Raw genomic sequence first — 26,546 nt, forward strand, 5'->3', positions numbered from 1 at the left:
GAAAGCCGAAGCCTGCACGGCTTCGGCTTTCGCGCTTAATCAGACCGGCCACTTAGCGGCCGCAGCAGCGCTGCTCAGTTGCACCGCCGATCAATATTCCACCGAGTAATTAAGGGCGAAGGTGCGGCCAGCGGCTGACAGGCTGGAGGGTTTGCCGTAGGTGGCTTCGGCCTGCTGGCTGTAAACCGTTTTGTAGTCACGATTAGCCAAGTTATAGATGCCAAAACCGACCTCGCCGCCGAACCAAGGCGCGCGGGCAATCAGGTCCACCACGGTATAGCCCTGGATTTTTGCCGCCGCCGTAGCACGGATGGTCGAACTTACCGCAGCGGACTGAGCATCGTCGTAGGCGCGGTCGCTACCGCCCACGGTCAAGGCCTGCAAACGCACGCCATAGCCCTGATGGAAGTCCCAGTCGCTGAACACAGTGGCCTTCAACGGCGACACCCGGTAGGCGTTTAGCTCGCGCCAATCACCAGCAGCATCCTTGTATTGGCCACGGGTGTAGGCCAGGGTGCCACCCAGCGTCCAGCCGTCGGCAACGGGGAACTGCAGGTTGCCTTCGGCGCCCCACACCCGCTCGTCGGTGTCGGCTACCGAAACGCTGTAATCACGGTTGAACTGCACCACCTTGTCGGAAGTGTTGTAGAAGGCCGTAAGACCGGCGCTCAGACCGCTAGCAGCGCTGGTGCGCCAGCCCAGTTCGTAGTTGTCGACCTTGATCGAATCGATGCTGCTGCTATCGACCTGGAACGTGGCAGGCACATCGCGCAGCATGCGCTGGGTATCCGGCAGGCTGAAGCCTTGGGAGAAGTTGGCGAACAATTGCTGGGCATCCGTCAGCTTGTACACCGCGCCCAGGTTGAACAGGGTTTCGCTGTGGCGCACGCTGCCACCGGCTAGGGTCTGTGCCTGGTAGCCGGCCACGCTGGCGGCGGTGACGGCCTCGCTATAGGGAATCGAGTCGTCGACCTGGTTACGGATGGTCTCGCGCCGTACGCCGGCCTGCAGGCTCAGGCGCTCGGTAAGCTGGTAGTCGCCCTGCAGGAACGCGCCGGTCTTGCTCACTTCCACGTCCGGGCCCATCGAGGAGCTGTAGGTTTCGCGGTAGTCCAGGCCGTTGCTGGTGAAGAACGTGGTGAAGTCGTAGAACTGGCCGTCCTGACGATCCTGCTCGCGCTCGTAGTCGAGGCCATAGCTCAGTTGCAGGTCGCGCCCGGCCAGCTCGAAGCCTTTCTGCAAGGCGGTGCGTACACCCCAGACGTCGATGTCGGTGCTCGACTGCATCGCCACGTAAGCAGCACCGCCCGGCAACGCCGAGTTGGTCACGGCGCTGGCAAAGGGGAACCAGCGCGACTTTTCCTTGCGGTAGTAGGCTTCGGCGGTCAATTGCTGGCCACCCAGCAGATCGCGATTGAGGTACTGCACATTGGCGCCGTAGTGGCGGGTGCGCGGCTGGTCGTCGAGCTGCAGGCCATCCACGGCCTTGTGGCTGGAATCGGCACCGTTGAGCAGGACGTTTAGATTAGGGCCGTAATCCGGGCCGTAGTCGCTGTCCTGTTCATCATCGTAATAACGCACCCCAGCGCTCACTTGTTGAACGTCGTCCAGATGCCAGGTCAGGCGGCCGTTGAAGTCGAAGCTGGTGGTGTCCTGACGGTCGGTCTGGGAGATTTCCGGGCCGATACGCGCGCCTTGGCTGTCGCGGATCTCGCCCTGCTTGGTGTAGCTCAACCCGGCAAAGCCGCTGAAGTCGCCCTGATGGAAGGCGGCAGTCTGCGCGGCCTCGTAGGCCATGGCGTCACGCGCAGCTTTGCCTGGCGTACGCAGGCCAATGCGACTGCTGAAGTCGGTTTTCTCGTCGTCTGCGTTACGCGTGATGATATTGATCAGGCCGCCTGTGGCACCCCCGCCGTAGATGCTGGTAGCACCGGAGACCACCTCGATGCGCTCGATCATCGCCGGGCTGATGCTATTGAGCTGGCGCGACCCGTCCCGCGAGCCGGTCAGCGGGACGCCGTCGATCATCACCTGCACAGCGCGGCCACGCATGGTCATGCCGTAGTTGCTGGTAGTGCCGCTGCTCGGTGCCAGCGACGGCACCAGTTGGCCGAGGATGTCGGCCGTTGAGCGCCCCGCCGACGCTTGCTGAGCCACTTGCTCGCGCTCAATGCTGTACACCGTACCGGCGATCTCCGCGATGCTCTTGGGTGAGCGGGTGGCCGTGACCACCATCTGTCCCAGGTCTTTAACCTGAGTAGCGCTGTCGTCTTCACTCTGCGCATAGAGCGAACCACTCACCGCCAAGCTGAGCAGCGCGAGTTGGATGGATGCCGAAAGATGCCGCATGGTTTCCCCCTGGAAAATCTAGGTTAACGGTGACCGGACTCAGCCTGGATAAGCCGAACAATGGGTTTACAAAGCACAACGCTGAGCACCGACAAGCCGCCCAGCAGCAGGTAATAGGCGTCGTAGCCCAGACTCTTGGCGAGAAAGCCCGATAGCGACCCGCCGACGAAGAACACCAGCAGCTCGATGCACACCAGCACGGTGAAGTCCGTACCGGCCTGTTGCCGCGAGCACAACTGCATAAACAGCGCGTAGAGACTGGTCATCGCCAGGTAGCGGATAGCCAGGAGCACCAGCACCATCGCCCCCAGCCACAGCGGCGAGCCGTCTGCCAGGCCGCTCAATAGCAACCCGGCGATCAGCAGGTAAGCCAGGCTGCGCAGCCAACCCGCGCGCAGCAGCAAGCTGGCAGGCGTCTGCCGCTGCAGCAGGCGCGCAGCCAACACCGCCGCAAGTAAACCGACACTGGCCCCAGCCACTGACATCAGCAGGCCAATCTGTGTCAGCGACCACTGCCGATCCACCAGCAGCGGCGTGAGCATGGCCATGGCCGGTGCCTCCACCAGCCGATAAACCAAAATCAGCAGCAGCGTCCAGCGCACCTCACGGCGTTTGAAGGTGGCGATAAAGCCAGGTGTCGCCGCCGTGGCAGCGGCGGAGTGACGATCATCAACCCGCGCCACCGCCAACATGGTCAGCGCGGTTAACCCGGCCAACGTCAGCAGCGCGCTCTGCCAGCCCACCACTTGGTACAGCCACAGCACCCCAGCGCCGCCAAGCATGCTGCCCAGCCCTACGCCAATGCTTTGCGCCATGCTGCCGAGGCGATGTTCAGCGGGTGCCAGCGACTCCACGGTATAACCGTCGATGGCAATGTCCTGGGTAGCAGCGAAGGTGGAAATCCACAGCCCGACCAACACAAACAGCAGCAGGCCATGCTCCAAACCCGTCAGCGCCAGCACCACAATGCCCAGCACCAACGCCGCCTGCGTTAGCCACAGCCAGGTACGACGGCGGCCGAGGCGATTCACATAATGGCGGTCAACCAACGGTGCCCAGAGAAACTTGAAAGCCCACGGCACATAGAGCAGCGACAGCATGCCAATCCAACGCAAGTCCACACCCTGGCTACGCAGAATGGCCGGCATGGCCACGTTGTAGAAATACAGCGGCAAGGCATGGGCCAGGTAAAGCGCCACAATCACCGCCAGCCCCAGCCGGGTCACCGGCACCTGCTCAAACGGCCGTTGCATAACTCACCATCCGTTCGGCGATCCATTGATAGCCGTGTGCCCGATCCAACGTGACGAAATAAGGCACGCCCCAAGCCGCATGCAACGCTGGCGTATCCAGTCGCGCCTGCTCCTCGCTATCGCTGGCAATGCGCACCAGCCCCCGGCATGTCTCGCGAAAAATAGCCTTGTGCTGCTTGTACCAAGCGCCTTGGATGGCCCGATAATCCTCAGCGAACCCAGCGCCGACACGCGTGCTGGAAATAAAAAAGAACGGCTGGCGTTGTTCGATCAAACACTCGATGCGCGCCAACCAATGACGAATCTCTGCGGCATCCACAGCGTCATGGAAAACGGCCTCAACAACCGCCGTTTCCGTGATAAGCAAACCCATTGTTCGGCGATCCCCGTGAGCAGTCATGACACAGCGCTAACGGCTGCAAAAACATCTCACATGAGAATAATTCCGAATAGAGTTGCTCGCTTAGGCAAAAAAAAGGAAAAATTAGCCGCGACGAAACTTCTCCACCGGGTACACCCCCATGACAGTCTTCACTTGCGGTCAGTTAAGCGATGTAGCCCACGGTTTGGGTGGCAACCTGCACTTTGCGCACGAGTTACCCGGAGAACTGCCCGTACTCGACGGCGAGCAGCACGTGCAGACGCTGCACGATGGCCTGGTGTTGTACCTCAGCCACAGCCGCGATTTAGTCGACGCCAGCAGCCACAACCGCCTGGCACCGGGCATTACCGCCGCCTTTCTGCTGCACGGCGAGGCCGAGGTCAGCTTGCCGCGCCAGCGCCTGCACTTCGACGCGCGGCACAGTGGCCAGCGCGCCATGCTGCTCAACCTGACAGACGCCGACCAGTTCCAGCGCCACTGGCTGAGCGGCCGCCAAGAAACCAAAATCTGCCTGAGCCTGACGCCGGACTGGCTGCAGCGCTTCGCCTTCAGCAGCCAATTACGCAGTGACAACCTGCAGCGCTTAAGCCGCAGCCACTGGCAACACCTGGCCTGGCAACCCTCAGCAGAAACCTTCCAGCGTGCGCAGCAGTTGCTCGCCCAAGACGCCGACCAGCCACCACTGCTGCAGCGCCTGCAACGCGAGAGCTTCGCGCTCGACCTGGCCAGTGACATCCTGCGCAGCATCGACCAACCCGCCGAAAAACGCCTCGATAGCCATCTTCAACGCCGCCTCTTACGCCTGAAAGACTGGCTCGACAGCGGCGAAGCCAACCACCTCAGCATCGCCCAGATGGCCAAACAACTCGGCACCAACCCCGTCGACCTGCAAAACGGCTTCCGCGCCCGCAACGGCATCACCATCGCCGCCTACCTGCGCCGGCAACGCCTGGAGCAGGCCTACCAAGCCATCCGCCAACAAGGCTTATCAATCGACGACGCCGCCAACCTGGCCGGCTACCAACACATCAGCAGCTTCAGCAGCGCCTTCAAACGCCAATACGGCTTTCCGCCATCACAGGCGCGCAGAGGCTGAGGGTATATACGCGGCATAGTTATCCATCGCCGCAGGATTTATGATGCGGCCGTCCGTCTCCCTCCTCGAAGCGAAACCGTGCGATGCGCAAAGCCGAGCGCCTGTTTCAATTAGTAAACCTCATACGCGCCCACCAGCCGATCACTGCCGAACAGCTTGCACAACGCATCGGCGTGTCAGTGCGCAGCATCTACCGCTATATCGATGACCTGTCGTTGAGTGGCATACCGCTGTATGGCGAACCCGGCCGTGGTTACTCCCTGCAGACGGACTTCGAGCTAGCGCCGCTAACCCTCAACCAGGATGAAATTGCCGCCTTGATGCTTGGCGTGGAAATGCTCTCAAAGTCCACCGGGGTCGCACTGGCGGCTGCAGCCCGCTCACTGCTTAGCAAGATAGGTGCGGTGTTGCCGTCGCATAGCCTGAGCCCAAGCAGTGCCGCATTACGCGCCCTGAGTGAAGCGCCCAGCGGCCATGACCTACGCCACTGGGACCGTCTGCACCTGGCGATTCGCCAGAAAAGCCCTCTCCTTCTCAGCTACCTCAGCCTCGACAACAGCCCCTCACAACGCCTGATTTATCCCATCGGTTTGTTCTACTGGGGCGGTAAATGGACGGTCGGTAGCTGGTGCACCGTACGTAAGGCCTATCGAGACTTTCGCCTGGACCGCATCAGCGCATTGACCGAACCGAACGAGCCGGGCGCTGCGCCAGTCGAGGTCAATTTAGACGCCTATATGCGCCAGCAAATCGAGGCCTGGCGACAAATAACCTGAATAGCCACTGACAGTACGTTGTCAGTAGTCACTGGCATGCTGCGCACTCACACAGCAATCAATTGGAGTGCCACCATGCTAAATGACCACGTTCTGGAAGTAGCCATTTTCACCGTCAAAGACGGTTTCCAGGGTGATATACCGGCACTGCGCGCCGGACTGCGCGAAACGCTGAAAAGCTTTCCAGGCTTGCTGGAGTTCTGCGGCTATAGCCCTCTGAACGCAGACAAACACTTTGCCGACCTGGCCAAGTGGGACTGCCTAGCCAACGCCGAGGCAGTGGCTCGGGCCTTCGCCGAAGGCGATCCACGCTTTGCCGCCTATATAGATGCCATCGACAGCTTGGTCTTTATGGGCCACTTCAGCCCCGAGCAGCCTGCAGCAGATGACTAAAACGCTGCACGTTACTGCACGCTTTGCGGCAGGCGCGCATCTCCTCGCCTAAAACCTCTTCAGATATACCGCGACGTTATCCGCACGTGTACGGAACGTAGGATGGGGGCAGACCGCGCAGGTGGAGCCTGTGATCCCCATCAGAGCAACGGGCCATTCGCAGGCAACACAGGGCCATCGCAAACAATGATGGCTATCTGACATAATCGCGCCGCGCCGGCCTCTAGGCCGTGCTCTAGAACCCTATACACACTGACCCTGAAAAGGATTTCCCATGCAAAACCGCTTCAAGCTGTTTATCGCCGCACTCGGCATTGCTGTGCTCTCTGGTTGCGCGTCCGTACCGATGGACACCCCAGCAGCCGACGCCACACTGAAGACCTTCGCCGCACCACCGGCGGACCAAGCTGGCCTGTATATCTACCGCGACAGCTTCGCCGGCCAGGGGCTGAAAAAGACCCTCAAGATCGATGGCGAAGTGATTGGCGAGACGGCCAACCGCACGTACTTTTACCGCCTTATCAGCCCGGGTAACCACGTGCTCGCCACCGAGTCAGAGTTCAGCGACAACAGCATCAACCTGATGGCCGTCGCTGGGCAGAACCACTACGTGCGTCAGTCCATCAAGATGGGCGTATTCGTGGGTGGGGCCAAACTGGAAATCATCCCCGAAGCCACCGCTCAAGCACACCTGCAAAAGTGCGAGCTGGCGAAGTAAGCGCTACAGCCCAACGCCGCGTTACCTGTAAGGCTGGTGCAAACAACCAATCTTATGGGTAACCGCTTTGGGTATGTTTAACGGCGGGGCAAGCTGGCTGAACCTGTAATCGCCATCAAGGGTTTGACGGTTCACAGATGATGGACTGGTAGCTACGAGCTTGTAAGCCCTCAACCTATTTTTAATTATGAAAGACCATCTAAATATTTCTTTCTAACCACCTCTTGTTCGTCCCGCAACACCCTACCAGCGTCCTCTTCTTTTTTTGTAATTGGCGGTAAGTTATTGAAATAAGGAAACCAGCGCGCCTCCAAGCCAATGATTGAAACTTCGTCAGTCCTCCCACGCTCCAACATGCGATTAATTACTGGATAAAGTTTCTCAGCAACCGACTTCCCCTCCAATTTTCTTTTAAACATCCAAAGATATACATCCACAAGTTCAAGACCAACACTTTTATCCCCAGGTGTGCAGGTTATTGGGATATCAGGAATATTATCTGTATCCATTACAGGCATTCCCGGCCCAGTAACCCAAGGCACTCCTTTTGCTTCGCGATAGAAATTATTTATATATTCTTGAGCGGAATTAAATTCTGACTGCCTATCCACTACTATTCGAACAGCTTCGCTACGTCTCTCTTTAAGACGGGCAGAAATCCCATGAAGCACTGACTGAAACCCAATGAGGTTTGGCGATATTTGTAGCTTCTCTTTTTTATCGGATACGTTGTAGTCGATTTCAGCTGGATACGCCGCAGCCCATCGCAACCCGTCAGAAATTAATTCACGCGCTCTTGGGTCTACAATCTCATCGGAGCGTTCCAGCAAAATGCTGCAAATTTCAGCTAATTCTTTATTCGCAAAATCTTTATTAATAGAAATTCTTGCATTCCATGCGCGCCTTAAAGTTCCCTCATCAAACAATCTAACCATTTGAATAAGAAGCAAGTACCTTAAAGGACTCCAGTAGGACGTAAAAGGAATTGCTTTATTCATACCGCTATCAAAAACCTGGTCAAAAAATGATATCGCTGCATGATCCGCTTTTTGTATTTTATAAATATCAAAAGTCAATTCATTCCTCTTTGCTACGACATCAAGTTTATCTGCAATCTTCACAAGCTGACCGTTGCCAAGCTCTGCAGCATGAAGTCGGTCAACCTTTAAAATTTCTCTAAGCTTCTCAACATAAGGCTTCGCGACAACATCTAGATCAAACCTTGATGAAAGCACTCCATAAAATAGAGTAGGCTGGTTTTCATCAAACAAATTCAATCCTGTTTGCCCACTTTCATCTACGTAAAAATGCATACATACCCTCAATTATTTTTAATTCCAAAAACACTACACTAGAAAGCCAGTAGCTTGAACAGCTAATGATGAGCAGACCTTGCTAGCAATAATCCATTCAAGTAGAAAAACGCTCAGCTAAACCTGGCATTTACTCAACACTAAGTTACACTTACCGTCACTTTCTGTTGAGTGACCCTGATGAGCCAGCCCCGCGAAGCCGCGCAACCCATACGCCGCCTTTATCAAGGCCTGGACGCGTTGGCGGGCCCTGCGCGTTATCTGTTTACGCCCTCAGATATGCGCGCCCTGGTGCCGGATATTTCTGCGCAGGCCTACCGAACGCTGCTTAGCCGCGCCGCCAAGGAAGGCAAGCTGGAACGCATTTGCCGTGGGCTCTACTTCTACAAACCCGCAAAACCCAGCTCCGGTCTGCTGCTGTTTCATGCGGCGGCGCGGCTGCGGGCGCATGAGTTCAATTACATCAGTCTGGAAACCGCGTTGAGCGACGCCGGCATCATCTCGCAGGTGCCGATGAACTGGATCACCCTGATGTCGTCGGGGCGCAGCAGCCAGATCAGCTGCGGCCAGTGGGGCACCCTGGAGTTTGTTCACACCACACAAAAAGCCGAGGTGTTGGCCGATCAGCTCAGCTACGACAGCAAATGCCGGATGTGGCGAGCCAAGCCGGCGCTGGCCATTCGCGATATGAAGACCGCTAAAAGGAACCTCGACCTGATTGATTGGAGCATCGCCAATGAGCTTGTTTGACCAGTTGGTAGACCAGGCCATCAGTCAAAACGCCGAGTTGGCGAACCTGCGCGTGGTGGTGGAAAAGGAGCTGCTGCACCACGACATCATGCTGGCGCTGAGCGAGGCCGGCCTGCTGGAAAAACTGTGCTTTATCGGCGGCACCTGCCTGCGGGCGTGCTACGGCTCTAACCGCCTGAGCGAAGACCTCGACTTCACCGGCGGCGCTGACTTTAACCGAAATGACTTGGCCCAGCTGAAATCGACCCTGATTGGCAAGTTACAGGCGAAGTACGGCCTGCATGTAGACGTTAGCGAGCCGAGCAAAGAGTCGGGCAACGTCGACACCTGGAAGCTGCGTGTGCAGACCCGACCTGATGCGCAGCACCTGCCTGCTCAGCGCATCCATATCGATGTCTGCGCCATTCCGAGCTATATCAGCGTGCCCAAAACGCTACTCAACCCCTATGGCGTGGACATGGGCACCCAGGGCCTGATCCTCAATGCAGAAGCGCTTGAGGAGATCTATGTGGACAAGATTTTGGCATTTGCCTTGAGACGCGGGCGGATCAAAAGCCGCGACCTCTGGGATTTACTGTGGTTGAAACAGCAGAAGATCGAGCCGGCGTTGCAGTTGATCCCCAACAAGCTCAGGGATCACAAGGTAGCGCTGCAGGACTTTCTGCAAAAGGCCGCGCAACGCGCAGCCGCGTTAACTGACGACCCGCAGGTGAAACTGGATTTTCGCAATGAAATGCAGCGCTTTTTGCCGGCGCAACTCGTGGCGCAAACGGTGAGTAACGATAAGTTCTGGGATTACTTGATCGCCGAGATTCCACTGTTGATGCGCCGTGCCGAAAACAGCCTCAAGCCACAGGCCGATTCGAACGATTTTATGATGTAAGCCCCTTGTCGTTTCTGCGCAGCAAGTAGCTATCCATAATCCACCCATGCTGCTCGCGCAGCTGCGCACGACGGGTGCGGATAGTCTCGGCAACCTCGCTTAGCGGGCCGGCGATCAACACTTCGTCCGGGGTGCCGATATAGGCACCCCAGTAGATGTGCATGGGCTGGTCGACAAAGCGTTGGTAGGTGTCCTGGGCGTCGAGCATGACCAGCACGCTGTCCACGCCTTCGGGAAAGCCGCCTTCGGCCAGGCGGCGCGCCGGGGTGATTTGGAAGGCTTGGCCGATGCTGTTGAAGCAGACCTTATGCTTGGCCGCCAGGGCTTGCAGGCTGGTGATGCCGGGAACGACTTCGTAGGCAATCTGCTCGCTGCTGTTGGCCACGATCCGCTCGATGATGCGCAGGGTGCTGTCGTACAGCGCCGGGTCGCCCCAGACCAGAAAAGCCCCGGTTTCGCCGTCGACCATCTGCTCGCGGATCATGCCTTCGAACACCTGCTGCTTGTCCTGATTGAGATCGACCACGCTGCCGCGATAGTCCGGCACATCACGCACCCGCTCCGGGCACTCGGCGCTGGCAAAGCGGTAGTCGCGGCCCTGGATAAAGCGTTCGCAGATGGTTTTGCGCAGGCCGATCAGGCTGTCCTTGGCGCTGCCTTTATCCATCAGGAAGAACACGTCCGTGCGGTTGAGGGCGTTGATCGCCTGCACGGTCAGGTAGTCCGGGTCGCCGGCACCGATGCCGATGATCAGAAGGGTTTTCATGGGGTTGTCTCCAGGCTGCCGGCCAGTGTCGGCAGCGAATCGATATGTCGGTAGTCTGCGCCCAGTTCGGCGGCCAGTTGGCGGGCACGGCCGAGGCGGATCGGTGCGCTTTCGATATCCACCAGCAGCGCCGGGCAGGCACTTGGCGCTAACGCCGGCCAGTCACGCAAACGGCCATCGGTGATGATCAACAAACGCTGCGTTTCGCCCGGGTGTAACCGCTGACGCCGCGCCTGCCAGTCGGCGGCCTGCTGCACGGCGGTGAGCAACGGCGTGCCACCGCCGGCACCCAACTCGGCAAGCCATTGTTGCAAGGCCTGGGAGGCTTTCTGGCCCGGCCACAGCCACTGCGCCTGGCGGCCGGTGGCATGCAGCAACGCCAATCGCGCACGTTGGCGGCGGGCCTGCTCGAACACTTCACTGAGCAAGCCCTTGGCCTTGCTCAGCGCGCCATGGCGGCGGGTCGAAGCCGAGGCATCGACGATCACCAGCCAGAGTTCAGCGGGTTTGCTGCTGCGTGGACGCAGGAGCAAATCTTGCCGGGCTCGTGGACGCCCCTTGAGCAGCGTTGATGGCCAGTCGATACGCCCCGCAGTGCCACTGCGACTGGCACCGTTGCGACCATCGCCGAGTCTGCCGGGAGCGGCCCGGGCATCCGCGCCTGGGGCTGTGCGCGGGCGGATGCCTAGGGCTTTTTTGTCCAGCGTGGCGGTTCACGCCGGACGCCGAGGTTTTGCACTTGGGCGGGTAATTCGCCCCACTGGCCTTCGCCTTGCGGCGCTTGTGGCTGTTCGCTGGGGGCGCTTTTGTTTGGCTGAGATTCGGGCTGAGGCTGCGGAGGTTGTGCGGCAGGCGGCGGATTCTGCCGACGACGGTGGCGCAGAACGAAGTCTGCCACTGCATCGATATCCTCGGCGGCAATCTGCTCGACGCCACGCCAGGCGGCATGCGCCCGAGCAGCGCGCAGCCAGACCAGATCAGCACGCAAACCATCGACCGCAGCAGCAAAGCAGCGTTGGCTGATTTGCTCCAACGCGGCGTCATCTAGCGGAATAACCGATAGGCGCTGGCGAGCGCTCTGACAACGCTCGCGCAGCTCGTTTTGTTGCACCTGCCAGCGCTGCAGAAAAGCCTGCGAGTCGGCATCAAAGGCCAGTCGGCGGCGGACGATTTCGGCACGCTGCGCCGGTTGCGGCTGGGCGTCCAGAGCCAGATTCAGGCCGAAGCGGTCGAGCAGTTGCGGGCGCAGCTCGCCTTCCTCGGCGTTCATGGTGCCGATCAACACAAAGCGCGCGGCGTGCCGATGGGAGATGCCGTCGCGCTCAATATGGTTGACCCCGCTGGCGGCGGCATCCAGCAGCAAGTCGACCAGATGATCGGGCAGCAGGTTGACCTCATCGACGTACAACACGCCGCCATTGGCCTTGGCCAACAGACCAGGGCTGAACTGCGCGCGGCCCTCGCCCAGCGCGGCGTCCAGATCCAAGGTGCCGACGATACGCTCCTCACTCGCGCCCAATGGCAGGGTGACAAAGGTGCCGCTGGCCAGCAGGTCGGCCAGGCCACGGGCCAGGGTCGACTTGGCCATGCCGCGCGGCCCTTCGATCAGCACGCCGCCAATCGCCGGATCAATCGCCGCCAGGCACAGCGCCAGTTTCAGGTCGTCCGCGCCGACCACGGCGGCGAGAGGGAAATGGACGGTATCGGTCATGGCGCAATCCGGCTGGGCAAAGCCGGCATTGTAACAGCGGGCCGTCGAAACCCACTGCGCTGTTCTGCTATGGTCGGCGGCTTCGTGCCATCCAGGGAGAGTTCTAGTGCGGCTATGTATTTTTTGCGGATCCAATGCGGGCAGTAATCCTGTCTATATCGAGGCCGCTACCCGCCTCGGCCAAGCGCTCGCCAACGCCGGCATCGGCCTGGTCTATGGCGGCGCATCCGTTGGCCTGATGGGCGCGGTGGCCAATGCGGCGCTCGCGGCCGGTGGCGAAGTGATCGGCGTGATCCCGCGCGCGCTGTGGGAAAAGGAAGTGGCCCACACTGGCCTTGAAGACCTGCGCATCGTCGATTCCATGCACCAGCGCAAGGCGCTGATGGCCGAGTTGTCCGATGGCTTCATCGCCCTGCCCGGCGGCGTCGGCACGCTGGAAGAACTCTTCGAGGTGTGGACCTGGGCGCAACTGGGCCACCACCGCAAACCCTGCGCACTACTGAATATCAACGGCTACTACGACCGCCTCAGCGCCTTCCTCGATCACATGGTCGACGAAGCCTTCGTCAAGGCGCCGCATCGCCAGATGCTAATCGTTGAACAGGACATCGACGCCCTGCTGACAGCTATCGACAGCTATGAAGCGCCGACGGTGGGTAAGTGGATCGGTAAAGAGGGAACCTGAAACCTAGTGAGCACGAGCCAAGCGATGCTCGATAAGACGCAACAAAGCGATAGAGGTACATCGTTCCTCACGCTCCGCGTGGGAATGCCTCCAGGGATGCTCTGCGTCCCCGGGGCCTGCCCGAACGTAGCCTGGATTAGCCATAGGCGTAATCCGGGGCCGCAGGCCTAATTTGTCGTTCAACGCGAATCGTCAGGTGAATGTCTACAGCGACACCTAGCAGATCATAAAGCGCCTGCAAGACTTGCAATCGCCCCACGCCCTGGATTAACGTCGAGCGCATTCAACGGAGTTTTCCATGTCCACATCCCTGATCCTGAACAGCACACGCCTCGATGCAGCCTGCATCGTCATCGCGCGTGCCCAGGCATCCGTGATGGCGGCGACTTCTTATTATTTTGGGTATTGGTTTAGCCATAGGCGCGCCTGATACCCCACAGGCGGCCTAGTAACTCAGGGTCGCCACCAGACAGTTTCTCGAAACCCCCGGTCGGCCTCCCGACCGGGGGTTTTGTTTTTTCCGACACACACATTTGCACAGAGGATTTCAGCATGACCGCCTACATCAACTGCATCACCTACCAAACCTATTACCGCTACGACTGGCGATTTACCGGCGGCAGTGCCGCCCACCCACTCAAACGAACACCCCATCGCCCCAGTTAGAACGCCGCGCGCGGTAACGTCCGCGCCGGCCGAGGAAATCAGCATGTCCGTAGCCATTAACACCAACCCAAGCCCTAAAGCCGTCGACCTACATCTGGTCACCACAGCGGCCCGTCGCCACACCTCGCCTCTGCCCAGCGCCAGCCAGTTGCGCGAAGAGCTGCCCCTCTCTGCCGCCCTCGCGCGCCAGGTGCAGCAACAGCGCCAGTCGATCCGCGCGATTCTCGATGGTCACGACCCGCGCCTGCTGGTGGTGGTCGGCCCCTGCTCCCTGCACGACGATGCCGCCGTACTCGAATACGCCGAGCGCCTGGCCGCCCTTAACCAACGGGTGGGCGATCGCCTGCTGCTGGTGATGCGCGCCTACGTCGAAAAACCGCGCACCACGGTGGGCTGGAAGGGCTTGGTCTACGACCCGGCGCTGGATGGCAGCGGCGATATGGCCGCAGGCCTGCGCCGCTCGCGGCAGCTGATGCTGCGCCTGCTGGAGCTGGGTCTGCCGCTGGCCAGTGAGATTCTGCAACCGCTGGTGGCTGGCTACTTCGACGACCTGCTCGGCTGGGCAGCAATTGGCGCACGCACCAGCGAATCCCAGGTGCACCGCGAGCTGGTCAGCGGCCTGGAGATGCCAGTGGGCTTCAAGAACGGCACCGATGGCAGCCTTGGTATCGCCTGCGACGCCATGCGCTCGGCGGCGCATGCCCACCAGCACTTCGGCGTCGATGGTCACGGCCATCCGGCGCTGGTGCAGACTCAGGGCAACCCGGACACCCACCTGGTGCTACGCGGTGGCCATGGTGCGCCGAACTACGACGCCGCCAGCATCGCCACGGCGCGTGCCGAGCTGCAGCGCCAAGGCATCACGCCACGGATCATGGTCGACTGCAGCCACGCCAACAGCGGCAAAGACCCATTGCGCCAGCCCGAGGTGCTGCGCAGCGTGCTCGATCAGCGCCTGGCCGGTGACGGTGCCCTGCGCGCGGTGATGATCGAAAGCCACCTGTTCGATGGCGCGCAAAGCCTCGGCGACGAGCTGCGCTACGGCGTGTCGATTACCGATGCTTGCCTGGGCTGGGACGGCACCGAACGTATGTTGATTGATGCCGCCGTGCGCATGCGGCATTTGGTGTAAGCCTCGCCTCACGATCAACCGACACCGTAGCCCGGGTCGAGCGCAGCGACACCCGAGGGAAAGGAAATGTCCCGGGTATCGCGATGCTCAACCCAGGCTACCAACTGTTTCCAACCAACCGGTTCGCGGCTAAAGCCCCTCCCACGACGACAAGTGTTACCTGTGGGAGGGGCTTTAGCCGCGAGGTTTTTAAGACTCTTCGCTATCAATCAGCAGGTTTTCCAGCGTCTCGCGGTACTCGCCCGGCTCTTGCCAGAGGCCGCGTTGCTGGGCTTCAAGCAGGCGTTCGATGATGTCTTGCAGGGCGCCGGGGTTGTGCTGCTGGATAAAGTCGCGGGTGTTTTTGTCGAGTAAGTAGGCATCGGTGAGCAGCGCGTATTGGTGGTCGTCGACCAGCTCGCTGGTGGCGTCGAAGGCGAACAGGTAGTCGATGGTTGCGGCCAGCTCGAACGCGCCTTTGTAGCCGTGGCGCTTCATGCCTTCGATCCACTTGGGGTTGGCCGCGCGGGCGCGCACCACGCGGTTGAGCTCTTCCTTGAGGGTGCGGATGCGCGGGTTATCGGGCTGGCTGTTGTCACCGTGATAGCTGGCCACCTTGGCTCCGCGCAGGGTTTCCACCGCCGCGAGCATGCCGCCCTGAAACTGGTAGTAGTCGTTGGAGTCGAGGATGTCGTGTTCGCGGTTGTCCTGGTTGTGCAGCACCGCCTCCATCTGCTCCAGGCGCTCGGCGAACTGCACCCGCGCCGGGGTGCCTTCGCTGTGTTTGCCGTAGGCGTAGCCGCCCCAGTTCAGATAGACCTCGGCGAGGTCCTCGCGGGTTTGCCACAGACGTTCTTCGATGGCGTTCTGCACGCCCGCGCCATAGGCCCCCGGCTTGGAGCCGAACACTCGCCAGCCGGCTTGCTTGCGCGCCTCGGCTTCGTCCAGGCCGCTGTCCTGCAGGGTCAGGGATTCACGCCAGACCCGCGCCGACAGCGGGTTCATGTCCTCCGGCTCATCGAGATCAACCACCGCCTGCACGGCATCATCGAACAGGCGGATCAGGTTACTAAAGGCATCGCGGAAGAAGCCGGACACGCGCAAGGTCACGTCCACGCGCGGGCGACCGAGTTGCGTCAACGGCAGCACCTCGAAGCGTTCAACCCGTTGGCTGCCGGCCTGCCACACCGGGCGCACGCCCATCAGCGCCAAAGCCTGGGCCATGTCATCGCCGCCGGTGCGCATGGTCGCCGTGCCCCACATCGACAGGCCGAGCTGGCGCAGGTGGTCGCCGTGATCCTGCAAATGCCGTTCAAGCAGCCGATCCGCCGCTTGTACGCCGATGCGCCAGGCGGTCGGCGTCGGCAAGTTGCGTACATCCACGCTGTAGAAATTGCGCCCAGTGGGCAGTACATCCAGCCGGCCGCGACTCGGCGCGCCACTCGGCCCGGCCGGGACAAAGCGCCCATCCAGCGCCGATAACAGGCCGTGCATTTCGGCCGCGCCGCAGGCATCCAGCAGTGGCGCAATCTGCTCACGCAAACGCTGCAGCACCTGACTACTTTGCACCCCCACGGCTTCGCCATCGGCGGTATCAATCAGGCGCAGGGCCAACAGCTCCAACCGCTCGCGGGTATCTCCAGCACTGCGCCAGGCCTCATCGCTCAGCTCTGCCAGCACAGGCGGGCGCGGGCCTTGCCAGGGCGCAGCCATGTCGCAGTCAAGGGGGTCGAAGGCCAATTGCAGATCGCTGGCCAAGGCGCGCAGCAGGCTGGCATTGCCGCCCTTGCCATCGCCACGGGGAATGCGCAGCAGCGCCAGCAAGGTGTCGCGGCGCAGGGTGCCAGCCGGTGACTCGCCGAATACATGCAGGCCGTCGCGGATCTGCGATTCCTTCAAATCGCATAAATAGGCATCAAGCTGCGGCAGCCAGCTATTGGGATCTTCGTTAAGTTGCAGGCCCAGTTCGCGGTCCAGGCTGGCCTCGCGGACCTTGAACAGAATCTCGCCACGCAGTTCGGCGGCGCGGCGCAGATCGAGCTGGCTGGCCTCGTAATATTCGTCGGCCAGACGCTCCAAATCGCGCAACGGGCCGTAGCTTTCGGCGCGGGTCAGCGGCGGCATCAGGTGGTCGATGATCACCGCCTGAGTACGCCGCTTGGCCTGCGCGCCCTCGCCCGGATCGTTGACGATAAACGGGTAGATATTCGGCAGCGGGCCGAGAATCGCGCTCGGCCAGCACTGCTCGGACAGGCCCACGCTCTTGCCCGGCAGCCATTCCAGATTGCCGTGTTTACCGACGTGGATGACGGCGTTCGCCGCAAATACCCTACGAATCCAGCAATAAAACGCCAGATAACCGTGGGTTGGCACCAGATCCGGGTCGTGATACACAGCCGCCGCATCCAGCTGATAACCGCGCGCCGGCTGGATGCCGACAAAGCTCAGGCCGAAGCGCAGGCCGGCAATCATCAACCGGCCACTGCGGAACATCGGGTCGCTTTGCGGCTCGCCCCAGCGCTCGCGCACCGCCTGCTGGTTGGCTTGCGGCAGGCTGTGGAAGAACGCTAGGTAATCATCCAGCGCCAGGCTTTGCGCGCAGGGCCGCAGGTCGAGGGTGTCGAGATCGTTGGTCACGCCGCCAAGCAACTGGTGGATCAGTGCGGTGCCAGTGGCTGGCAGCGCGTCGACCGGATAACCCTGCTGCTGCATGGCCTGGAGGATATTCAGCGCCGCCGCCGGGGTATCCAGGCCGACGCCATTGCCGATGCGCCCGTCGCGTGTCGGGTAGTTGGCCAGCACCAGGGCGATGCGCTTGTCGGCGTTGGCCTTGTCGGCCAGGGCGATCCAGTTGCGCGCCAGCTCAGCGACAAAATCCATCCCCGCTAAATGCGGCTGATAACACACCACATCGCTCTGGCTGCGCTCACTGCGCCAGGCCAGGCCTTTGAAGCTGATCGGCTGGGTGATCAGGCGGCCGTCCAGCTCGGGCAGCACGACATGCATGGCCAGGTCGCGCGAGCCAAGGCCCTGGGCGCTGGCGTACCACTGCTCATGGTTATCCAGCGAGCAAATGGCTTGCAGCACCGGGATATCGCGGCGGAAAGGCCGCGCACTCGGTGCTTCCGGGTTGGACAAGGCGAACGCGGTGGTGTTGATGATCAGCGCAGCGCCTGTCTCATCCAGCCAGGTTTCGACCTGGGCCAGGCAGGCGGCCTCCTTGAGGCTGGCCACGGCAATCGGCAGCGGATTGAGGCCCTGAGCCTGCAAGCGCTTACAGAACACATCGATAAAGCCGGTGTTCGCCGCCTGCACTTGGGTGCGATAAAACAGCAGCGCCACCACTGGCGCAGCCGCTTGCCAATCGGCCTGCCAGTCGGCCAAAACCGCGCTGGCCTGCTGCGGGTGATAGAGGCCCACACGCGGCAACGGCTGCGGTTCAATCCAGGCATAGTCACGCTGCAACCAGTTGCTGGCGATGCAATTGAATAGCTGCTGCGCATTCTGCGCGCCGCCCTGACGGAGGAACTGCCAGAGCCGCTCGGCGTCAGCCTGGGGCACATTGCTCAAGCCCATCAGCTCAGGGTCGGGGTTGTCGCAGCCGGGCACCATGATCACCCACGCACCGCGCTCGGCCAACGCAACCAAACGCTCGATGCCGTAACGCCAGTAACTGACGCCGCCGTGCACGGCAATCAGGATGACCTTGGCGTGTTGCAGCACCTGCTCGACGTAAAGGTCCACCGAGGCGTTATTGCTCAACTGCGCCGGGCTGGCCAGACGCAGACTCGGGTAATCCTCGGGTAACTGCCGCGCCACCTCAGCCAACAACGACAACTGCGAATCGCCGGTGCAGAGAATCACCAGCTCGGCCGGGGTCTGGCCGAGGTCGGCGATGCTGTCGACCGGTACTTGGCTGCCGGGCTGGGTGCGGATTAGATGCATGGGGAATTTACCTGTGAGAGGGGCCGCGGCGAACCGCTTAAGCCGCGAGCTTGATAGGACCTTGCGCGGCTAAAGCGGGGTGCCGCCCAGCCCCTCCCACAATCGGCTCAGGCCAATGCCGCCTGCAATTCAGCAGTGATAGCGGCCTGATCAAGCTGCTGACCAATCACGATCAAACGGCTGACCCGCGCTTCGTCGGCCTGCCAGGCGCGGTCGAAGTGCTTGTCAAAACGCTGACCAACACCTTGCAGCAACAAGCGCATCGGCTTGCCGGGAATCGCTGCGAAACCCTTGATGCGCAGGACGCCATGCTTGGCCACTGCGTCCTTCAATGCGCCCAGCAAGCGTGCTTCCTCGGCCTCCGGTAGTTCCACGTGGAACGAGTCGAACTCGTCGTGATCGTGCTCTTCATGCCCTTCCAGGTCATGGTGGGTCTTGCGGCCTTCGATGTGCAGCTCGGTTTCGCAGTTCAGGCCCAGCAGCACATTGAGTGGTAGCGAACCGCTGTGCGCTTCGATCACTTTGACTGCGGGCGGCAACTCTTCCGCCACTTCGGCGCGCACCGCCGCCAGGGCATCGGCGTCGAGCAGGTCGGCTTTATTGAGGATGACTAGGTCAGCGCTGGCCAATTGGTCGGCGAACAGCTCATGCAGCGGTGATTCGTGGTCCAGATTGGGGTCGAGTTTGCGCTGCTGATCGACCTGATCAGGGAACGCGGCGAAAGTACCAGCGGCCACAGCCGGGCTGTCGACCACGGTGATCACCGCATCAACGGTGCAGGCGTTGCGGATTTCCGGCCAGTTGAAGGCCTGCACCAGCGGCTTGGGCAGGGCCAGGCCGGAGGTTTCAATCAGGATATGGTCGAGGTCGCCACGGCGCGCCACCAGCTCGCGCATCACCGGGAAGAACTCTTCCTGCACGGTGCAGCACAGGCAACCGTTGGCCAGCTCAAAGACGCGGCCGTTGGCTTCTTCTTCGCTGCAACCGATGGAGCACTGCTTGAGGATTTCGCCATCAATACCCAGCTCGCCGAATTCGTTGACGATCACCGCAATGCGCCGACCGCCCGCGTTTTCCAGCATGTGGCGCAGCAAGGTGGTTTTACCGGCACCGAGAAAGCCGGTGACGATGGTGACGGGAAGTTTGGCGAGCGTTTTCATGGATGGCCCTGCATAGCATCGAAGAGAAAGACGAGCAGGCAGGCGGCACAGACAGACAGCCAAAGGCGTCAGCCAACACCACCGGATCACCCCGCCCGGTTGTCGAAAGCGTTAACGAGGCAGGTCTCCTGGCTCACAGGTCATGGCGCGTGGCCGGCCTTCCCGGTTGCCCAGTGGCGATTGGCGATGCGCTCGCTGCTTACAGTTGCGGGGGCAGCCACGGCTTGCCGTGTTCCCTCTTAGCTTCGCGGCAACACCGCAAAGAACCTCGAACGCGACAAGGCTACGCAGGCCATGGCTGCCGGTCAATCGCGGCTGACCGCTGCCAGCTAAGCGGGATCGACGCTGAGCAATAGCGGCTACAGCGTCGTATCGATTAGCAGCGCACCACGCGCTGCGCTGCTCAGAAACGTCTGGTGGTGAGCAACTCTTCCAGCACCCGCGTGGTGACGCGGAATGGGATCGACATGTGATCCTCGCCCGCTTCGATCTGCACGTCGCTGCGTAGCCCGTACTGCGAGAGGTTTTCCAGGCGGCGCTGCAGGGCGCGCATGTCCTGGATTTCCTGGGGCATTTCCCGGTCGCCAACCCACATCGTCAAGCTGCGGTGAGTCAGGTCCAGCTGCCCGGCGTGGGCCTGCTGGGTAAACGCGCGCTCGTGCTCCAGCAGATAGCGGTCGCGCCACCACAGGCTCGGGCTGATCGCCACAACATGCTGGAACAACGCTGGGCGAGTGAACAGCGCATAGACGCCGAACATGCCGCCAAAGGAATGCCCGACCAGGCTGCGTTGGTCCTGATCGACCTTGAAGCGCTGATTGACCCGAGGCATCAAGCGTTGCTCGATAAAGTCGAGGAACAGGTCCTGGCCGCCTTGCGCCGGCTCATTGCGCTCGGGGGGCTGCGGTGGCGACAGGTCGAACGCGCGGCGGGCGAAGTCCAGCGGGGTATCGCTCGGGTAACCGATGGCCACCAAAACCACACCACGCCAACGCTTCTGCGCCCGTTTGGCGGCGTGGAAGGCCGGGAAATAGGCGTTGCCATCAAGCAGGTAGATCACCGGATAACCACCGGTATAGGGCACATCACCCTCCGGCAGGCTGATCATGATGCGATAGTCGCGGCCCTCGGCACTCTTCATCGCCCATAGCTCGGTGCCGTCCAGGCTCACTGGCTCGGCCTGGGCGGCGCTGAGGCCGCCCAGCAGCAAAGTGCCCACCGTGAGTGCTGCGCTGCGCAGCCAGCTCAGGCCGCTCACCAGTTGTAGCTCAGGCTGGTGATCAGGCTGCGCGCCTCGCCACGGTAGCAGTAGCCTTCCTGGCAGTTGATGTACTGCTTGTCGAACAGGTTGCGTGCATTCAGGGCAATGCGCACGCCATCCAGGCTGGCAGCGAAGTCGTAGTGCACGGCGGCATCGACCAAGGTGTAGTCCTCATTCTTCACGGTATTCATCGTGTCGCCGTAAACGCTGCCGGTGTAGCGGGCACCCGCGCCGAAACCGAGGCCAAACGGCAGCTTATAGTCCAGCCACACCGAGGCCAGGTGGCGCGGTACGTCTCGCGGGTCCTTGCCTTCGTTGCCGTCGTTGCTTTTACTCACCTCAGAGTCGTTGTAGCTATAGCTGGCGTTTAGGTGCAGGCGCTCGCTGAGGTCGGCCACCGCCTCCAATTCCAGTCCTCGCGAGACCTGCTCGCCGGTCTGTACGCTGGCAAGCGGGTCAACCGGATCGCGGGTCACTACGTTCTGTTGCGTCAGGTGATACAGCGAGGCGGTCAGCAGAGCGCTGGTGCCGGGCGGCTGATACTTGAGGCCGATTTCGTACTGCTTGCCCTCAGTCGGCTTGAAGGGGCTGCCACTGGCATCGAGACCGCTTTGCGGCAGGAATGATTCGGCATAGCTGGCGTATGGCGCTACGCCGTTGTCGAACAGGTACAGCGCACCGAACTGCACGCTGGTGGCGGCGTCGCTGGTTTTACTGTTAACCCCACTAAGGTTGTCGTCGCTGCGCACATGCACCCAGTCGCGGCGCAGGCCGGCGGATAAACGCCAGCGGTCGATTTCGATCTGATCCTGCAGGTATGCACCGGCGCGGTGGGTGAGGCTGTTCTGATCGGCCAGGGGATCGCTTGGCTTGGTTACGGGCTGGTGGTAGTCCGGCGCGCTCATGTCGATCGAGGGTGCCGGCCCCCAGGCGTACAGCACTGAGCTGTCGAACCAGGAATAGTCGACCCCGCTGAGCAAGGTGTGTTGCAGCCTGCCGGTGGCGAAACGGCTGACCAGACGGGTATCGCTGGTCAGTGAATCCATGTCCTCGTACACGCCCACCGCATAGCGCTCCATGACGCCGCCGGTAATCGTGCCATTGGGCTGCAAGTACTGGTTGGTGGTGTTCAGTTGGCCGTAACGCAGGTTCTGCTGCAGGCTGAAGGTCTCGTTGAAGGCGTGCTCAAACTCGTAGCCGAAGGTCCACTGACGCTGTTTGAGTTTGTCGAAGTACTCGTCGCCCTGCCAGAAGTCGGTGAGGTGGTCGCCGTCCTGATAGAGCATCGGCGAAGCCGCCGTTTCGCGTTCCTGGTACTGCGCCAGCAGAGTCAGGTGGGTGTCAGGATCGATCTGCCAGCTCAGCGAAGGCGCAAGCAGGCGTACATCGTTATTCAACTGCTCGATGTAGTTCTCCGCGTCGCGGTATACGCCTACGGTACGGAACAGCACGTCACCGTCTTCATCCAGCTTGCCGCCAATGTCGAACTTGCCCTGCTGATGGTTGTAGTTACCTGCTTCTATCTCGACTTGGTTCTTCGCCAGCAGGCTCGGCCGTTTGGTCACCCGGTTGACCATGCCGCCGGGGCTGATCTGCCCGTAGAGCACCGAAGCAGGCCCCTTGAGCACTTCGATGCGCTCCAGGGTGTAGGCCTCGGTCCCGTAGATCGACAGCCAGCTGTTGTACGGCTGGCGCAGGCCGTCGAGGAAGTCGGCGGTCATGGTGGTGTCAAAGCCGCGAACGCTGATGTTGTCGAAGCGTGGGTCCAGCCCCGAACTGCCCACACGTACACCAGCGCTGTAGGCAACGGCATCTTCCACCCGGTCTACTTTGCGGTCGGCGAGCTGCTCGGCGGTGACCACGCTGATGCTCTGGGCGGTCTCAAGGATCGGCTTGTCACTTTTCGTCGCGCTGCTGGCGTTGCTGGCGAAATAACCCGGCACCGGTGCGAATGCACTCGGCGTCATCGCCGCGTTGATGGTCATGGGTTGTAGCTGATAGCTGTCATCAGCCTTGATCAGGCGGATCACGTAACCGGACGCGGTCTTTTCGGCGACCAAGCCCGTGCCCCCTAACAGCATCGCCAGCCCGTCTTCCAGCGAGCCGCCCCCTGCCAAACCACGGCTGCTCAAGCCGCGAACCATGTCCGGGGAATACGACAGGATGATCCCCGCACGCTCAGCAAACAGACTAAGTGCCTGCTCCAGCGGTCCGCCCGGAACGCTCGGCGCAACATCTGTGGCGGCCGGTTGAGCAGCCTGGACCGACACGCTCAGCGTCCCGCCGAGTAGCGCCAGGGACAGGCAGACAGCAACAGACAAAATACGCGGCTGAAAATAAAACGGCAGGGGTCTGACAGAACGCATACAGGGATCCATTGAAGAAGTGATATCCCCTAACCGGATGAGTCGAAGAAGTCCGACAGGTTATTTATGCAACCGGCACGACGCGTACCCACCAGCGGGTGTGCTCGACGACTGCCACCGGCAGCAGATGGCTAATGTTGCGCAGCATCAGCTCAGGTTGATCCAGGCGAAAGACCCCGGAAAGGCGCAAATCAGCCACCGCCTTATCGCAACCCAGCCAACCCTGGCGGTAGCGTCCGGCCTCGGCGAGAAAGTCAGCCAAGCGAATGTCATTGACCAGCAACAAACCACGCGCCCAGGCAAAAGGATCGAGCGGGCCTTTGCCGAGCACTGTCATGGCCGTTGCCGACACCCCCAAGCCATCGCCCGCCTGCAGCCAGCGCTGCCCAGCCGGGGTGGAAACCAGCACATCACCGCGCTCGACGCGAATCTCGCTGTAGCCGTCGCGTTCACGCAGCACGACCCGCGCCTGCTGCCCCCTGCACTCGGCGAAACGGCAGTGCACCTGCCACTGCGCGCCCTCGACCAACACTTCACCGGCACGCAGCAGCAAAGCCTGTCCCTGCATATCCAGGGCGCTGCCGGTATTGAGCAGCACCTGGCTGCCATCATCCAGACTTACCCGGCGGCTCTCCCCGGTGGCCGTAGCAAAATCGGCACGCCAGGCCTGCGGCGCTGCGGTGGCCAACAGCGTCGCGCTGCCCGCCGTCAGACCAATACCGAGCAGCTTCAGCATGCGTCGCCGAGTCAGATCGGCTTCCGCCCGCTGCAACAGCGGAATGGCATGCCCGGCAGCGGGCAACTGCTTGACCTGGAATAGGCCAGCCATCTGCTGCAAGCGTTGCCAGGCCATTTGGTGAAGCTCGTCTTGCGCCAGCCAAGCCTGCAACTGTCGTTGTAGCTCGGCACTGCCGGCATTGCCGCGCAAACGCATCTGCCACTCGATAGCCGTGCAGACGATGGACTCCGGCAGACGCTCGGCCGCGCTCACTGCTCCGTCTCGAAACACAGGCGATAGCAGTGCAACAAAGCACTGGCCACATAGCGCTCGACGGTACGGCTGGAAACCCCCAACTGCTGCGCCACCTGCGCATGGCTCAGATCGCCGAGCTGATACAGCAGAAAGGCTTTGCGTACAGCCGGGTTAAGGTCATCGAGCAATTGCGCGATGCGCTCCAAAGACTGTAGCGCCTCGTGGCGAACTTCCGGCGAGGGATGACTCGATTCGGGCATCTGCGCCAGCGCTTCCAGGTAGGCGCGCTCCAGCGCATCACGCCGCCAGTGATCAATCACCAGAGCGCGAGCAATACGCGTCAGCAAGGCACGAGGCGCACTGTTATTAATCGGCTGACCGCGCACCAGCAGACGCAGAAAGGTGTCCTGAACCAGATCCGCCGCCTGCTGCGAACAACCGACGGAACGGCGTAGCCAGCCATGCAGCCAGCTCCGATGCGTGCCGTAGAGCACGTCGAGGGGGATGATCGAATCGGTTTCAGGTAACGACATGACGCGGCCCAAGCCAGCAGGGTGAAACGCCACGGACAAGCATGGCAACCGCACGAACATTAATCGCGAATCGTTCTTATTTCAACCGTTAGCGTGCTGCAAATGCTCTAGCTGCAAAGGCTTACGACAAACCATTCAGCCGATACACAAGCAGCTGCCACTCGACCAACGCGGTAAGACCATGGCAACAGGTCTATCGCGGTTGACCGTTGCCGGCCGCCATGTTGAGCTACGCCGCCGCACACCATGAGCCCGCTTGATGATGCCTAGCCCAACCCCTAGCCGCCCCGCCGCCGCCATTCAGGTGGTCGCAGGGCTGGGCTGTCGCAGCGGTTGCAGCGTCGAGGACTTATCCACAGTGCTGATCGACAGCCTGCAGGCACATAGCCTGACGCTGGATAACTTGGCGGGGTTGGCCAGCATCGCGCACAAAAATGACGAGCCGGGCCTGCAGGCATTGGCCGAACACCTCGGCCTGCGCCTGACCTGTTTCAGCCCAGCAGAACTGCTGCCCTATCAGCCGCGCGTTGAAGGCTCGCCACGTACACTGGCCATTACCGGCAGCCCGGCAGTGGCTGAGCCCTGCGCCCTCGCGCTGGCCGAACGCTTGAGCGACGAAAGCCCTGCCCGTCTGCTCGGCGGTAAAACCCGCAACGCCAGCGCTACCTGCGCCCTGGCCCTGATTGCCCCCAAGGACCTGCCATGACTGTTTATTTTATCGGTGCCGGCCCCGGCGACCCCGAGCTGATCACCGTCAAAGGCCAGCGCCTGCTACGCTGCTGCCCGGTGATTCTCTACGCCGGCTCGCTGGTGCCCGAGGCCGTACTGGAAGGTCATAACGCCGAGCAGGTGATCAACACCGCCGAGCTGCACCTGGATGAAATCATCGCGCTGATTGCCCAGGCGCATAGCAAAGGCCAGGACGTGGCCCGCGTGCATTCCGGCGACCCGTCGCTGTACGGCGCGATTGGTGAGCAGATCCGCCACCTGCGCCGGCTGAACATTCCCTTCCAGATCATTCCCGGCGTCACTGCCACAGCGGCTTGCGCCGCCCTGCTGGAAAGCGAACTGACCCTGCCCGAGGTATCGCAAACCCTGATTCTCACCCGCTATGCGAGCAAGTCAGAAATGCCGGCGGGAGAGCAGCTGCACGACCTGGCCCGCCACGGCGCGACCATGGCCATCCACCTGGGCGTGGTACATCTGAGCAAGATCGTCGCCGAGTTGCTGCCGCATTACGGCGCGGATTGTCCGATTGCCGTGGTCCATCGCGCCAGTTGGCCGGATCAAGATTGGGTCAGCGGCACCCTCGCCACCATCGAAGAACAAGTACGCGCCAAGGGCTTTCGCCGTACCGCACTGATCCTCGTCGGCCGCGTGCTACACGCCGAACAATTTGCCGACTCGGCGCTGTACAACGCCGAGCATCGTCACCTGTTCAGGTCGTAAGACGCCT

General features: G+C 61.3%; 24 protein-coding genes and 1 riboswitch. Of the genes, 11 read left to right on the plus strand and 13 right to left on the minus strand.

Features of this window, described 5'->3' with window-relative positions; genetic code table 11:
* Window positions 1-90: 90 nt before the first annotated feature.
* Genes VCA57_RS03395 through VCA57_RS03405 form a run of 3 tightly spaced genes read right to left on the minus strand, consistent with a single transcriptional unit; the run spans window position 91 to window position 3,975 of the window.
* Window positions 91-2,349 (minus strand): TonB-dependent receptor, encoded by a 2,259-nt coding sequence (locus tag VCA57_RS03395; RefSeq protein WP_411183550.1) that lies wholly within the window; start codon window positions 2,347-2,349, stop codon window positions 91-93.
* A 23-nt stretch (window positions 2,350-2,372) separates the two neighbouring features.
* The gene (locus tag VCA57_RS03400; RefSeq protein ID WP_411183551.1) at window positions 2,373-3,602 is read right to left on the minus strand and encodes an MFS transporter; all 1,230 of its coding nucleotides are present in this window, start codon (window positions 3,600-3,602) and stop codon (window positions 2,373-2,375) included.
* The gene (locus VCA57_RS03405) at window positions 3,586-3,975 is read right to left on the minus strand and encodes a hypothetical protein (RefSeq protein WP_411183552.1); all 390 of its coding nucleotides are present in this window, start codon (window positions 3,973-3,975) and stop codon (window positions 3,586-3,588) included. Before VCA57_RS03405 ends, VCA57_RS03400 begins: the two co-directional genes overlap by 17 nt.
* 148 nt (window positions 3,976-4,123) lie before the next feature.
* Here VCA57_RS03405 and VCA57_RS03410 point away from each other — a divergent pair, with 148 nt between their 5' ends.
* The 4 genes from VCA57_RS03410 to VCA57_RS03425 all read left to right on the plus strand — a co-directional run bounded on the left by VCA57_RS03410 (window position 4,124) and on the right by VCA57_RS03425 (window position 6,967).
* On the plus strand, window positions 4,124-5,080 hold the full coding sequence (locus VCA57_RS03410) for a helix-turn-helix transcriptional regulator (protein WP_411183553.1): 957 nt from the start codon (window positions 4,124-4,126) through the stop codon (window positions 5,078-5,080).
* An 83-nt stretch (window positions 5,081-5,163) separates the two neighbouring features.
* Window positions 5,164-5,856 (plus strand): helix-turn-helix transcriptional regulator, encoded by a 693-nt coding sequence (locus VCA57_RS03415; protein WP_411183554.1) that lies wholly within the window; start codon window positions 5,164-5,166, stop codon window positions 5,854-5,856.
* 75 nt (window positions 5,857-5,931) lie between these two features.
* The gene (locus tag VCA57_RS03420; protein WP_411183555.1) at window positions 5,932-6,249 is read left to right on the plus strand and encodes a hypothetical protein; all 318 of its coding nucleotides are present in this window, start codon (window positions 5,932-5,934) and stop codon (window positions 6,247-6,249) included.
* Between the two features lie 274 nt (window positions 6,250-6,523).
* On the plus strand, window positions 6,524-6,967 hold the full coding sequence (locus VCA57_RS03425) for a DUF2846 domain-containing protein (protein ID WP_411183556.1): 444 nt from the start codon (window positions 6,524-6,526) through the stop codon (window positions 6,965-6,967).
* Between the two features lie 185 nt (window positions 6,968-7,152).
* Here the strand turns inward: VCA57_RS03425 and VCA57_RS03430 are convergent, their stop codons facing one another.
* Window positions 7,153-8,280: a DUF3800 domain-containing protein gene (locus VCA57_RS03430; RefSeq protein ID WP_411183557.1), complete on the minus strand. Its 1,128-nt coding sequence runs from the start codon at window positions 8,278-8,280 to the stop codon at window positions 7,153-7,155.
* 180 nt (window positions 8,281-8,460) lie between these two features.
* Between VCA57_RS03430 and abiEi the strand changes: the two genes are divergently transcribed.
* Window positions 8,461-9,030 (plus strand): type IV toxin-antitoxin system AbiEi family antitoxin, encoded by a 570-nt coding sequence (gene abiEi / locus VCA57_RS03435; protein ID WP_411183558.1) that lies wholly within the window; start codon window positions 8,461-8,463, stop codon window positions 9,028-9,030.
* Window positions 9,017-9,913 carry a nucleotidyl transferase AbiEii/AbiGii toxin family protein gene (locus tag VCA57_RS03440; RefSeq protein ID WP_411183559.1) on the plus strand — a complete coding sequence of 299 codons (897 nt, stop codon included), beginning with the start codon at window positions 9,017-9,019 and terminating at the stop codon, window positions 9,911-9,913. The genes abiEi and VCA57_RS03440 overlap by 14 nt, the downstream gene beginning before the upstream one ends.
* On the opposite strand, the gene cobF is transcribed toward VCA57_RS03440, so the two are convergent.
* The 3 genes from cobF to VCA57_RS03455 are packed head-to-tail and all read right to left on the minus strand — an operon-like array spanning window position 9,903 to window position 12,390.
* Window positions 9,903-10,679, minus strand: a complete 777-nt coding sequence (cobF, locus tag VCA57_RS03445; RefSeq protein ID WP_411183560.1) for a precorrin-6A synthase (deacetylating) — start codon at window positions 10,677-10,679, stop codon at window positions 9,903-9,905. The genes VCA57_RS03440 and cobF overlap by 11 nt on opposite strands.
* Complete coding sequence (locus VCA57_RS03450; protein WP_411183665.1) at window positions 10,676-11,362, minus strand: vWA domain-containing protein; 687 nt, start codon at window positions 11,360-11,362, stop codon at window positions 10,676-10,678. The genes cobF and VCA57_RS03450 overlap by 4 nt, the downstream gene beginning before the upstream one ends.
* Window positions 11,363-11,364: 2 nt before the next feature.
* Window positions 11,365-12,390, minus strand: coding sequence for an ATP-binding protein (locus VCA57_RS03455; protein ID WP_411183561.1), 1,026 nt, complete (start codon window positions 12,388-12,390; stop codon window positions 11,365-11,367).
* Between the two features lie 106 nt (window positions 12,391-12,496).
* Here VCA57_RS03455 and VCA57_RS03460 point away from each other — a divergent pair, with 106 nt between their 5' ends.
* The 3 genes from VCA57_RS03460 (at window position 12,497) to VCA57_RS03470 (ending at window position 14,873) form a co-directional block, all read left to right on the plus strand.
* Window positions 12,497-13,075, plus strand: coding sequence for a TIGR00730 family Rossman fold protein (locus VCA57_RS03460; protein WP_411183562.1), 579 nt, complete (start codon window positions 12,497-12,499; stop codon window positions 13,073-13,075).
* 298 nt (window positions 13,076-13,373) lie between these two features.
* The gene (locus VCA57_RS03465; RefSeq protein ID WP_411183563.1) at window positions 13,374-13,505 is read left to right on the plus strand and encodes a hypothetical protein; all 132 of its coding nucleotides are present in this window, start codon (window positions 13,374-13,376) and stop codon (window positions 13,503-13,505) included.
* A gap of 279 nt (window positions 13,506-13,784) precedes the next feature.
* Window positions 13,785-14,873: a 3-deoxy-7-phosphoheptulonate synthase gene (locus VCA57_RS03470; RefSeq protein WP_411183564.1), complete on the plus strand. Its 1,089-nt coding sequence runs from the start codon at window positions 13,785-13,787 to the stop codon at window positions 14,871-14,873.
* Window positions 14,874-15,062: 189 nt separating this feature from the next.
* On the opposite strand, the gene cobN is transcribed toward VCA57_RS03470, so the two are convergent.
* The 6 genes from cobN to VCA57_RS03500 form a co-directional block, all read right to left on the minus strand.
* Window positions 15,063-18,797, minus strand: coding sequence for a cobaltochelatase subunit CobN (gene cobN, locus VCA57_RS03475; RefSeq protein WP_411183565.1), 3,735 nt, complete (start codon window positions 18,795-18,797; stop codon window positions 15,063-15,065).
* A 107-nt stretch (window positions 18,798-18,904) separates the two neighbouring features.
* A complete protein-coding gene (gene cobW / locus VCA57_RS03480) occupies window positions 18,905-19,957 on the minus strand; it encodes a cobalamin biosynthesis protein CobW (protein ID WP_411183566.1) in 1,053 nt (350 codons plus the stop codon).
* A gap of 100 nt (window positions 19,958-20,057) precedes the next feature.
* A riboswitch (cobalamin riboswitch) is annotated at window positions 20,058-20,243 on the minus strand.
* Between the two features lie 117 nt (window positions 20,244-20,360).
* Window positions 20,361-21,215, minus strand: coding sequence for an alpha/beta hydrolase (locus VCA57_RS03485; RefSeq protein WP_411183567.1), 855 nt, complete (start codon window positions 21,213-21,215; stop codon window positions 20,361-20,363).
* The gene (locus VCA57_RS03490; RefSeq protein ID WP_411183568.1) at window positions 21,212-23,584 is read right to left on the minus strand and encodes a TonB-dependent siderophore receptor; all 2,373 of its coding nucleotides are present in this window, start codon (window positions 23,582-23,584) and stop codon (window positions 21,212-21,214) included. The genes VCA57_RS03485 and VCA57_RS03490 overlap by 4 nt, the downstream gene beginning before the upstream one ends.
* Before the next feature lie 64 nt (window positions 23,585-23,648).
* Entirely contained in the window at window positions 23,649-24,575 is a 927-nt protein-coding gene (locus VCA57_RS03495; protein ID WP_411183569.1) for a DUF4880 domain-containing protein, read from the minus strand.
* Entirely contained in the window at window positions 24,572-25,090 is a 519-nt protein-coding gene (locus VCA57_RS03500; RefSeq protein ID WP_411183570.1) for a sigma-70 family RNA polymerase sigma factor, read from the minus strand. Before VCA57_RS03500 ends, VCA57_RS03495 begins: the two co-directional genes overlap by 4 nt.
* A gap of 259 nt (window positions 25,091-25,349) precedes the next feature.
* Between VCA57_RS03500 and VCA57_RS03505 the strand changes: the two genes are divergently transcribed.
* Together VCA57_RS03505 and cobM are read left to right on the plus strand one after the other, a co-directional pair.
* The gene (locus VCA57_RS03505; RefSeq protein WP_411183571.1) at window positions 25,350-25,796 is read left to right on the plus strand and encodes a cobalamin biosynthesis protein; all 447 of its coding nucleotides are present in this window, start codon (window positions 25,350-25,352) and stop codon (window positions 25,794-25,796) included.
* A complete protein-coding gene (cobM, locus tag VCA57_RS03510) occupies window positions 25,793-26,539 on the plus strand; it encodes a precorrin-4 C(11)-methyltransferase (RefSeq protein ID WP_411183572.1) in 747 nt (248 codons plus the stop codon). The genes VCA57_RS03505 and cobM overlap by 4 nt, the downstream gene beginning before the upstream one ends.
* Window positions 26,540-26,546 lie beyond the last annotated feature (7 nt).

Origin of the sequence: Pseudomonas sp. (assembly GCF_046581935.1) — a bacterium.
Classification (GTDB): Bacteria; Pseudomonadota; Gammaproteobacteria; order Pseudomonadales; family Pseudomonadaceae; genus Aquipseudomonas.